This is a genomic window from Acaryochloris sp. IP29b_bin.148 (assembly GCF_028285565.1).
Taxonomy (GTDB): Bacteria; Cyanobacteriota; Cyanobacteriia; order Thermosynechococcales; family Thermosynechococcaceae; genus Acaryochloris.
Genome location: NZ_JANQOY010000192.1, coordinates 1 through 10,524, shown reverse-complemented (window position 1 = coordinate 10,524; position 10,524 = coordinate 1). Strand labels below are relative to the sequence as shown.

Sequence of the window (10,524 nt, the reverse complement as noted above, 5' to 3'; positions counted from 1 at the left end):
CAGTGCCCCGATGGCGGTGATGCATAGTGATGTGGAATATAACTTCCGGCAAGAGAGTGATTTCTTCTACTTGACGGGATTTAACGAACCCAATGCGGTCGCCGTGCTGGCTCCTCACCACGAAGAGCATCAGTTTGTGCTGTTTGTCCAACCCAAAGATCCACTGATGGAAACCTGGACAGGATACCGGGTTGGGGTGGATTTAGCCAAAGCAGAATATGGGGCGGATGAAGTTTATCCGATTACTGAACTCGATGAGCATTTACCCCAATACTTAGCTGGGGCTGACCGAATTTACTATCACCTTGGCCTAGATCAACCCTTTAACCAAACGATCTTGAAGCACTGGCAACGCTCGCTGATCAAGGTCCGCAAAGACGGGATAGGTCCCGTTGCACTGGAAGATCCCATGACGGTGCTTCATCCCCAGCGGCTGATCAAAAGTGAGGCTGAACTCGATTTGATGCGCAAGGCCGTCGATATTTCTGTAGAAGCGCATAATTTAGCCCGAGAAATCGCCCAACCGGGTCGTTATGAGTACGAAATCCAGGCCGAAATGGAGCGGCTTTTTCGGCTGCGAGGCGGTGTGGGGCCAGCCTATCCTTCAATTGTGGCATCGGGGGTCAATGCCTGCATTTTGCACTACACGGAAAATGCCTGCCAGTTGCAAGCACAGGACTTGCTGCTGATTGATGCAGGCTGTAGCTATGAGTATTACAACGCTGATATTACCCGCACATTTCCGGTGAGTGGGACGTTTACGGCTGAGCAGAAGACGCTGTATGAGTTAGTTTTGGCGGCTCAGGAAGCTGCGATCGCACAAGTGCAGCCAGGCAAACCCTACAATGCCTTCCATGACGCAGCCGTCAAGGTACTGACCCAAGGGTTAGTGGATCTGGGCTTGCTGAAAGGCGACGTAGATAAACTGATTGAAGAAGAAACCTATAAACCCTTCTATATGCACCGCACAGGCCATTGGCTAGGACTAGATGTCCATGATGTCGGGGTCTATAAAAAAGATAAGGAAACGTGGCAACCCCTACAGGCAGGGCATGTGGTGACGGTAGAACCTGGCATTTATATTGGCCCAGATATTCAATTAGGAGAAGATCAGCCGGAAGTACCGGAGCGCTGGCGAGGAATTGGCATCCGCATAGAGGATGATTTGCTGCTAACTGAAACAGGTCATGAGGTCCTAACTGCAGCCGTGCCCAAAGCGATCGCAGCGATTACGACCTAGCAGTCCAAAATATCTGTAACCCACCTATCGTTAAGGATGATCAGTATGAGTCAGTCTACGAAGTTTTGGGACAAAATTGCCGACCGCTATGCCAAACAACCGATTGCCGATGAAGCGGCATATCAGAAAAAGTTGCAGGTCACGCAAGACTATTTACAGCCAGAGATGGAAGTCCTAGAGATAGGGTGTGGAACAGGTTCAACTGCTTTGCTCCATGCGCCTTATGTCAAACATATCCGAGCCATCGATTTCTCGGCTAATATGCTTGCGATCGCCCAAGCCAAAGCCAATACCCAAAATATTCACAACATCACCTTTGAACAGTCCAGTATTGATGATTTGAGCATCCCTGATCAAACCTTAGATGTGGTGCTAGGACTGAGTATTTTGCACTTACTGGCAGACAAGGAAGCCAGTATCGCTAAGATCTATCACATGCTTAAGCCCGGTGGTATTTTCGTCTCCAGTACTGCGTGCTTGGGCGATACGATGGCATGGTTTAAGTGGATTGCACCGATGGGTAAGTTCTTGGGGATTTTTCCGTTGGTCAAGATCTTTACGGTGGAAGATCTAAACCATAGTTTGACCGATGCTGGTTTTGAGATTGACCACCAATGGCAACCCGGCAAAGGCAAAGCTGTCTTTATCGTGGCCAAAAAGGGTGAGTAGGTGTGGCCGCTCAGATTTCCGATTGATCCGATAGTAGCTGTTCGGACCATAATTCTGACTGAACCCCGTCTGGGGATGAGATCGCAGCGGCAGACTGCTGGTTCAGCACCATAGTGGTACTAGAATTACTGACAAAGCCAATATGCTCATAAAAGCTTTGTTGATGGGTGGTGGTTAAATAAATCCGCTCGACACGATTCATATGGGGGTGGGCGAGCAGCGTTTGCACCAACTGTCTTCCTAGACCTTGACCACGATAGTCAGGGTGAATCACCACATCCCACACCATGGCGCGATAAATGCCATCCGAGGTGGCTCGTGCAAACCCAATCAAGGCTTCACGGTCCCAGACACTGATGATGGGGTGACTATTTGCGATCGCAACAGCCCAATCCTCCAGGCAACGTTCACCCGCCCAAAAGGCACCCACCTGGAACAACCGCTGTAACTTTAACAACTCAGTGGTCGTAACCTGCTGACCTGGCTCGGTTAACCCGTCTCGAAATTGAATATGTCGATTATCCATAGCGATGATTATGTCCCAGAACTTCACAAAGCACAATGACGGTTATTCCCCTTGCCGAGGACAAAGGCTGAACCCAAATCGCTATTGATAAGTGAATACACTAGGGTCTATAAGCAAAATTTAATAAAAGTACACTTATTTTTGTACTTGTTGATACAATAGCCTTATGGCGTAACGCTTCATTGCGAAATTCAAGGGATGTTAAGGCAGAATGGTAGGTTCGTTTTATGTCCTTTGAGTGTTTGTCTGTTCGGTATGGAGACCCCTGTGCAACTCAACTCACAGCCCCTTTCAAAAAACTCTAATAGAGAAGACTTCAGCGAATATGTAGCTCATCTTCAGCTCCATATGACGTTGCAAGCCCGGAACCTAGTTCCCACCTTAACTTCCCCTGAAGACAGCCGCGAGGAAATGCTTCAGCAAACCCAGGCCACTTTTGAGAAACATGTATCACGCCAAAGTGTGTAACCACACCGACGGCAACTTAACTTTATAAACAACAAAATTTAATAAATTTCAACCAACCATCAGGAGTGTTAAGCAACACTCCTTTTTTATTGTGCCGCAGCAATGACAGAAAACCGCCCTCTATAGAGGGCGGTTATAGCAAGTGAGGGATATCTAAAATAAACCCCTTAGACAAACAAAATTAGAACGAGAAGGTCGCTCTAACCAATCCTTGAATAATGTCATTCGGATTGCCATTGCTAATGTTAAAGGGATTGGTAATCAGCATAACCGTAGGAGTAATGGTGATGTTATCGTTCACTGGGAACCGATAAAACGCCTCAAAATTGGTTTGAGAGGAATAATTAGGATCATCAGTGTTGACGATAAAAGGCTGACCTGCTGCCACCGCTAGCATGGACCCTGGCACCAGTAGATCATTGACACCAATCCCAGCCATCCAAGTTTGGATACTACTGTTATTACCTACAGGTAGAGCAGCTTGGAACAAGTCAGTGGACACCCCACCGTTTGTCAGTTGGGGATCAATAGAAATCCCATATCGTCCAAAAATACCAAATCGTCCAAAGGTCAATTCCGCATTGGCACCAATAATATTTTGGGTGACATTGTAGGCTTCAGCATGGGTAAACTGGGCTCGAACCGCAAAGTTGTTTTGCTCCTCATCTCCAAAATCGGCGGAGTATTCAATTTCACCTGACGCTTGGAATGGATCGCCGAACAAGCCGCCGTCATCACCCGTAGCAGAAGCGGCGTTAGCAGCAATAAAAAGACCACGAACACTTAAAGGTCCACCATTCACATTCCAGTCAAAGGCAGCACCAGCCCCGCCAGGGCCATCAATTGCTTCAGCAATAATTAAGGGGTTATTGATGAAAAAACCGGAACTAAAATCAGCCGCTTCATCATTGGCGTAGCTATTGCCGTCAATAAATGAACTCGGGAAAATATTAGTACCAATCGTCACCGCTAAATTCTCAATGGGCTTGAAGGTGTAGCCCAGGTTATATAATTCGACACCCGTTCCCGATCCGGTGTAGTCCACAACGCCTGGATCTCCAAGGGTTGTGCCATCAGGGCCGGCATTATCACCCACCACAGACGGTACTGGAAAGGCATTATTGGCTGGATCGGCAATCCCTGTGGATGAGAAGAAATCAGATCCACCATTCCCGGTTTCCAAGGTTAGATCTAAGACATCATCACCATTAAAACTAGTGAGGAAAGATAGACGAACTCTGGAGATGGCACTCACTCGAGAATCTCCAGGATCAAAGTTGCCAATAGTCGGCACTCCCGTAGGGGGCACCCCAGGGCCTGGAGTCGGAATATTGTCACCTGGGTTATTTAAAAAATCACCAAACTGGGCAGCCATCACGACTTGTCCTTGGAGTTTGGTGGTGGTGGAAAACTGCTGGGCTTCGACAGTTGCAACCCGAGCTTCTAAGCCATCGACACGACCTCTAAGAGTCGCGAGTTCAGCTGCAAACTCATCTTGCAGCGCTTTAAGGGCATCGAGATCCTCTTTGGTGGCAAAGCGATTGCTGAGGTTATCTAAACACGCATTGACCAAAGCGGCTGCTTCCCGACGAGACATGGCTCGGCTAGGTCGGAAGGTGCCATCGGGATAACCAGCAACACAACCATATCGTTCCACCAAGGATTGAATGGCTTGGAAGGCCCAATCATCGGGCTGAACATCAGAGAGTTGAGAAACTGAGGTCACCTGACCTACAGAATCTTCTTGAGTGTCAGCCATCAGATCATCAACGGATACGGTTTCGTTGAGAGACTGATCAGCCAGCAATAAAGGCTCGCTGTCCTGAGCAAGCGTTGGAGCATTCTCTACTGATGAATCCGAGACCTCGGAATTCAGTGGAGATAAGGTGCTAGCATTTGCCATGCCAGTTACCCATAGTGCACTGGATAGGCCAATTGCACTGGCTAACAAACGAATATAGGTCATATCTAAATCCTCACACACGTTTAATTGAAAGGGTTGGGATGCTCCTAAGGAATTTAGGAACCCACCACAAACGATATCAGATAATGATAATCATTATCTGATTTTTCTCCGAATCAGAAGAAACTTGAATAAGGTCACCCATCTTCAGCTAGAAATGCTGTTGAAGAATATCGGTGACGTTTTTGGGCTTCACTTTGGTGTAGCGAGCCTTATCGGGTAACACAACTAGGTTAGGTCCAGCCTTGCATTTACCGACACAGCCCATGGCTTGCAGTTGCACCTCTTTGTCTCGGCCTGAGGCTTGCAACGCTGAATTCAAAGCAGTTAATACCTGTTTGCTACCGCGTTTACGGCAACTGGATTTTTGACAGACTCTAATTTTACCTTGCTGTCTATTACCCGTAGCTTGAGGAACAGCGGGAAGCGGAGCGCTACTCGGTAGGGCAGGCATGATGGCTCTCGCTTTCAGCTTCACTTTGCCTGTCTTGGTATTGACCTTCTGGCAGCCCTGAACTTGGATCCAAGTACCGGGTTGCAAAATATCTGAACACACGGGTCGCAGAGACTTTGCCAGCTTAATGTATTGCTCTCCTTGAGAGGTGGTCAGCCGAATACCTTTGACGTTACAACCTTTCGACAGAATATAAGCCAAAAACCGACCACTAAGGGTGAAATCTGATTTTTTTGTATGCTTTCCCATAAATTTTTTTGTGTTCCTTAAGGTGTATGGACCCCTTTACAGCCAATACTGCTCTTGCAAAGAACGCCAGAGATAATCAGGAATATCTACCGATGGGCAGTCCATCCTTGAGATTTGCCCCAAATCCTGTTTGCGATAGTGAAGTCCCACCTTAGCGCTACCATCTAAGATACTTTGATGAGGACTATGAGCAGACCGGACACTACCAATAAAAAAGTCTGTCCAGCCGCTTTGTTCCTGCCGAATACACGATAGTGCCTGTTTAACTGGGGGTTGGAGTGGTTTATTCCCAACATTGCTCCAACCATTCCACCAGTTCTGCCCTAGTAGCGACAAACTGCTGGAGGACACTGTGAACTTGAGCGGCTTCCACATCATTGTTAATCTCCACACGTAACTGCCCATCAGCAGAACACCAAGCATTGAGAGAAAGTTCACGGAGTCGTCGCTGGACTTGCCGACGATCACCAGGACTCACTTTCACAATGAGTGATTCAGCAGTGGACTGATATCCAGACGGGCGCATTCATGACCTCCGAACGGTTTTGATAGCGTTGTACTGTATTTGAACCAAACTATCCCCACTTAGCAGAATGGCCACGCCATTTGCGGCCAAATAAGATTGCTTTTCTCTAAAAAGGGAGCGTGCTGCTCTCTTTCTTTGACCAGCCGCTTTTCACACCAACTATGGATGGTGAGATCGAAAAGGCGTTCAGCGTGGGGAACTTGCGATGACCGTTGCTTGCTGACCGCAGGACATAGGCCGTTCTTCGAGCATCGCAACACAGCAATCATCGAAGGCCCGATCGCGAAATCATTTTCCCCAACTAGATCTGGACCTACCCCATTGGCACCCCTTGTAACAAGCTGATGACGAGCAGTTTGTGACTCAGACATATGGGCCTTTGAACTTCGGAGCAACGATTAATTGCAAATTGATATCAATTAATCCCTATCAAGAAATTAGCAGAGAACAAATATTATTGCAATCTTTTTGCAATAGAACTTCCACCTTGTTCAGTGCAGCTCTTGGAAGACATCAACAATCCATGTCCAAGCCACACTTAAAACCTTATTGGGAAAGGGCTATGTTGATCTCTCCCAGCCAAAATATCGATATTGCCTTAAATGTAGTCCACATTACTGATGAAGATTCCTATAAGAAAATTTTTATGCGATTACGAACAAAAATACGGTGACTAGAACAAATCCTATTAGGCTGACGATTGAATCTTTCCATTATTATCAGGAGAAATAGTTAGAATTCTGGCCATAGTTCGTTTTCCTGGCACAAAATATATTGAAGATAAAGGTTAATGCAAATTTTCCACTGAAACTCAGAAAACCGCATAAGCTAAAAAGGATGCCGTACCGACTTTTTGTCATCAGTACGGGAAGGACGCACGGGAGGTCTCGCAAGGTTTGAGTGAGCAAACAGCCTGAAACGAAAATGGTGCTTGAGTCTCTTAGAGAGTGGTTTTTCGAAGCGGAGATAAACAGAGCTGCCAAATAAGATATTTGAGGGGGGAATGATGGGTCACGCTCAAATGAGCTGCAGATCAGAGACGTTAGAGAAGATTGCTTTACAGAGGATATTACGGAGAGGCACAAAAGACTGGATCGATGGCGAACAAGAAATATCAGGAAAAAGCTAGACCTCAGCGGCATTGACCTCAGTTTTGCCGATCTGAGCTTTGCTGATCTCAATGGTGTACAACTGACTCGGGCTAACCTCATGGGAGCTAATTTTAGAGAGGCGAACCTCAGCGAGGCTAATCTCTACGATATCAACTGCAATGGTAGTCATCTCAGGGGGACTGATTTAAGTGGTGTTAATCTCCGGCATGCCCATCTTCGTCGCGCAGACCTCAGCCATGCCTATCTAAGCCGTGCCATTCTCCGATATACCCATCTGTATGGTGCCAACTTAACGCGTGCAGACCTCAGCTTTGCGGATCTCAGTGGTGCAGATCTCAGTTTTGCTAACCTCACGGGTGCCAATCTCAGTTTTGCCAATCTTCAGGGCGCAGACCTCAATTTCGCTAAGCTGAGTCATATCAGGCTTGAAGGCGTAACACTAGGCCCCATTAATCGCCTTAGGTACCTTTCACAGACCATTTCTGAACAATTGACTGCTAGCTCACCGCAGAATATTCAACAATTCAGAGTCAAAATCGTGAGTTCAGGCAAGGATTCTAATGATTTAGAACAACTGAAAGCTGCGATTAATCAATTAGCGACGACCTTGGGATATCAAGAAATAACCGTAATCTCTGAGGAACAGGCTTTTGGGGGGACAACGGCCAAGGATAAACTGACAAAATTAATCAGCCGAGCCAAACGCCAGTGATAAAGAGTGAACAACATTTTCATTCCATCCCTCATGCGTCACTTGGTTTGCTTACCCAGCGCCACCAAAATATCCAGCTTCCATAATGGAACCCCAGCTTTTTTAGCGGCTTCTTCATGACTATAGCCTCGACGCAAGAGCATGATCACATCTTGAGTTTTGTTCCACGTAGCCCCATTCGGGATAATCTTGCCCTTCTGGCGAGCAACCACCAACCCCCGAGTAACCGTTTGGGCATCTTCCAAAGACTTTTGTGTATATTGGGGGCTCGTTCGCTTCGAAGATTTAACCGGTGATTTGCGAACAGCTGTTACAGGGCTGCGAGTACTGGAAGGCGTTGGTTGAGGAATCAGTTCAGAGGGAGGGGCAATAGGAGGGAACTGAACGTCATCCACAATACCACCTGTCGCTTGCGGTTGAGGTTGATCAAGGGCTATTGGGGGAGATGGTGGTTGCTGTGTAAGTGCGCTCGCCACATTGCCCTCAAGCTTGACCGTTTGAACCTCTTGCTTCCCATTCTGATCGATGGCTTGTAGGGTGATTTCCCTGAGCTTTGGTGAAAGTTTGATGTTCATCGAGCCTGTCGTTTGAATTTTGCCAGGCTCGGGCAAAATGGCGACCGTCGGATTAATACCACCGACCACTTGCCAGGCTAGATCCAGATTTTTTTGACCCGGTTTTACAACATATTTAGCAGGTGCGGGTTGGCCATTGATTAAAAAACTAGCAATCCTGAGAGACTGCCCTTGCACATTCATGGGACCAAGAGTTTTGGATGATGTAAAGGATTGCTGATCCTGCTGATAGGTCGCATCTAACTTAAAAAAATATTGTCCCGGCTTACGAGCTGCAGTGGGAATATTCTGGCAAGTTAAATTTTGGTTCAAGGTACAATATTGGGCCAGGGAAGACGGCAGTTTCCCATTCTGGAGGCTATACCGCCGCAGCAAAGCCGCTTCTGCATTGTTAGCATCGACCGTCATCACTTGTAATTCGGTTAGCTGGCCTGGATTAGTAATTTCCCAGTTCAACAGAACGGGACCCTGGGCAGCTGTGGCAACGGGGCCATTCGCAGAGGTTTGCGGCCGACCACTCGGAGCATAGAATCTGACAATCTGCGGAATCGCCTTGGGCTCAAAGGCAATCAAGCTCGTTGTTTCCGAATCAGCAGGATCATTGCCATTACTGGCGAAAACTTGCACCTTGAATTGGTAATTGCCAGCTTCTCTTGTCCCTGTTGTAATCCCGTTACATTCTAATGTGCCAGATTCAAACTTTTTATATTGGCAAAAGTTGGCCGTCTGACTAGATTGAGCTCGCTGCAATTCTTTAGGGATACCCTCGTTAAACCAAAATGTTTTGGCAACTTTTGCTTCACCGTTGCCCTCACGGAGCAAAACCAGCTTGGATAGCTTTTGGGCATTTTCAATGGTCCAGCTGAGTTGAATATCTTCCTGGCCCGTTTGGGGCACGATAAACTGAGTTGGCTTCAAGTCAGCAATGGAGGGGGCAGCCTGTTGACGAAATAAAAGTTGCCAAATTAACGTCGAAGAGGTTGCCAGAGCGAGCAGCAACAGACCCAGGAATTTATAGCTTTGCGATCGCGGATAAGGCTGCCACATCAGCGTGCCCTGAGTTAACACTTGTGGAAGCGGGTCGCCCTTCACATCTTGCAAGTCGACCTGAAATCGAAATTTGCGGCCATTGCCAAACCAAGGACGTCGCCACCACCGTAGCGGCTGCACCATCAGCTCCACCGTTTGGGTCTGCTCCGGTCTTAGCGAAATCTGTGAAGGGTCTGCTTTGAAAGAACAGCCATTGCGCGAGGGCAACCCTTTGGGCTGTAGCGTTAAAGTCCGTTCCACATCAGATAGATTCGTGATCGATACCTCGTATAGACCAACCCCATCCTGAATCACGTTGAGATCAGGCGTGAGCATTATTTCCAGGTCATCCGCGACCAGAAATTGGAGATAGACCGTACCTTCCCAAAGAACTTGATTATCTGTCGATCGAAGCTGCAGCTGAAGTTGATGTTTGCCGATCGCAGTCGCTTGGGTGGGGTGAATTAGCACCTCAATTTGCGTCTGTTGATCATGCTCTGCACTGATAGACGGCACGCCAATCGTGTAGCAATCAGAAGATAGGTGACTCCCCGTCAATCGATAATGATCCCCCGCATCAACGAGGTGTTCTACGGTAACCGTGATCAGCAGCTTTGTGCCTAACTTCAGAGCATAAGGCTGCTCGAAGGAAGTCGTGGGGGAAATGGCAACTTTGGAGTGACTCATAGGAAATAGACTACTCTCAGGACAACTAAAACCTGCAAATAGTCAACCAAAATGGCTGAACGGCGTCAACAGTGGCCAGAATAACCGCATTCTTAAGACCAGCTCACTTTATCTATAGAAGGTACGGGCTGAATGTCATTCAAAACTAGGCTATCCATCGCTTCAGGTAGTACATAACAAACCCCCCACCTGTTTTTAGAAAAGCAAACCCACTCACTAGTCCTAAATTTTGAAGATAACCCATCAGTTATGCAAAATTGTTCAGACATCGGATAGTTTCAGAGAACCCCTCTTGTTCAAGATATGTTCTTTGC

At 47.3% G+C, this 10,524-nt stretch carries 11 protein-coding genes; 4 read left to right on the top strand and 7 right to left on the bottom strand.

Going from position 1 to position 10,524, the window contains the following annotated elements:
- Both Q0986_RS17365 and Q0986_RS17360 read left to right on the top strand, forming a co-directional pair.
- The coding region (locus tag Q0986_RS17365) for an aminopeptidase P N-terminal domain-containing protein (RefSeq protein ID WP_299413362.1) at window positions 1–1,240 on the top strand (1,240 nt) is incomplete at its 5' end.
- Window positions 1,241–1,285: 45 nt separating this feature from the next.
- The gene (locus Q0986_RS17360) at window positions 1,286–1,909 is read left to right on the top strand and encodes a class I SAM-dependent methyltransferase (RefSeq protein WP_299413360.1); all 624 of its coding nucleotides are present in this window, start codon (window positions 1,286–1,288) and stop codon (window positions 1,907–1,909) included.
- Between the two features lie 10 nt (window positions 1,910–1,919).
- On the opposite strand, the gene Q0986_RS17355 is transcribed toward Q0986_RS17360, so the two are convergent.
- Window positions 1,920–2,435, bottom strand: a complete 516-nt coding sequence (locus Q0986_RS17355; protein ID WP_299413355.1) for a GNAT family N-acetyltransferase — start codon at window positions 2,433–2,435, stop codon at window positions 1,920–1,922.
- A 255-nt stretch (window positions 2,436–2,690) separates the two neighbouring features.
- Between Q0986_RS17355 and Q0986_RS17350 the strand changes: the two genes are divergently transcribed.
- The gene (locus Q0986_RS17350) at window positions 2,691–2,903 is read left to right on the top strand and encodes a hypothetical protein (protein WP_299413353.1); all 213 of its coding nucleotides are present in this window, start codon (window positions 2,691–2,693) and stop codon (window positions 2,901–2,903) included.
- A gap of 181 nt (window positions 2,904–3,084) precedes the next feature.
- Here Q0986_RS17350 and Q0986_RS17345 read toward each other — a convergent pair whose 3' ends face one another.
- The 5 genes from Q0986_RS17345 to Q0986_RS17325 all read right to left on the bottom strand — a co-directional run bounded on the left by Q0986_RS17345 (window position 3,085) and on the right by Q0986_RS17325 (window position 6,466).
- Window positions 3,085–4,869 carry an iron uptake porin gene (locus Q0986_RS17345; RefSeq protein ID WP_299413350.1) on the bottom strand — a complete coding sequence of 595 codons (1,785 nt, stop codon included), beginning with the start codon at window positions 4,867–4,869 and terminating at the stop codon, window positions 3,085–3,087.
- A gap of 148 nt (window positions 4,870–5,017) precedes the next feature.
- Window positions 5,018–5,569, bottom strand: coding sequence for a (2Fe-2S) ferredoxin domain-containing protein (locus tag Q0986_RS17340; protein WP_299413347.1), 552 nt, complete (start codon window positions 5,567–5,569; stop codon window positions 5,018–5,020).
- Window positions 5,570–5,605: 36 nt separating this feature from the next.
- The gene (locus Q0986_RS17335) at window positions 5,606–5,905 is read right to left on the bottom strand and encodes a hypothetical protein (protein ID WP_299413343.1); all 300 of its coding nucleotides are present in this window, start codon (window positions 5,903–5,905) and stop codon (window positions 5,606–5,608) included.
- A complete protein-coding gene (locus Q0986_RS17330) occupies window positions 5,853–6,095 on the bottom strand; it encodes an Asr1405/Asl0597 family protein (protein ID WP_299413340.1) in 243 nt (80 codons plus the stop codon). The genes Q0986_RS17335 and Q0986_RS17330 overlap by 53 nt, the downstream gene beginning before the upstream one ends.
- Before the next feature lie 59 nt (window positions 6,096–6,154).
- Entirely contained in the window at window positions 6,155–6,466 is a 312-nt protein-coding gene (locus tag Q0986_RS17325) for a hypothetical protein (RefSeq protein ID WP_299413337.1), read from the bottom strand.
- Window positions 6,467–7,121: 655 nt separating this feature from the next.
- On the opposite strand from Q0986_RS17325, the gene Q0986_RS17320 reads away from it, so the two are divergent.
- Window positions 7,122–7,919 (top strand): pentapeptide repeat-containing protein, encoded by a 798-nt coding sequence (locus tag Q0986_RS17320; protein ID WP_366918616.1) that lies wholly within the window; start codon window positions 7,122–7,124, stop codon window positions 7,917–7,919.
- A 38-nt stretch (window positions 7,920–7,957) separates the two neighbouring features.
- On the opposite strand, the gene Q0986_RS17315 is transcribed toward Q0986_RS17320, so the two are convergent.
- Window positions 7,958–10,210 carry a hypothetical protein gene (locus tag Q0986_RS17315; RefSeq protein WP_299413334.1) on the bottom strand — a complete coding sequence of 751 codons (2,253 nt, stop codon included), beginning with the start codon at window positions 10,208–10,210 and terminating at the stop codon, window positions 7,958–7,960.
- Window positions 10,211–10,524 lie beyond the last annotated feature (314 nt).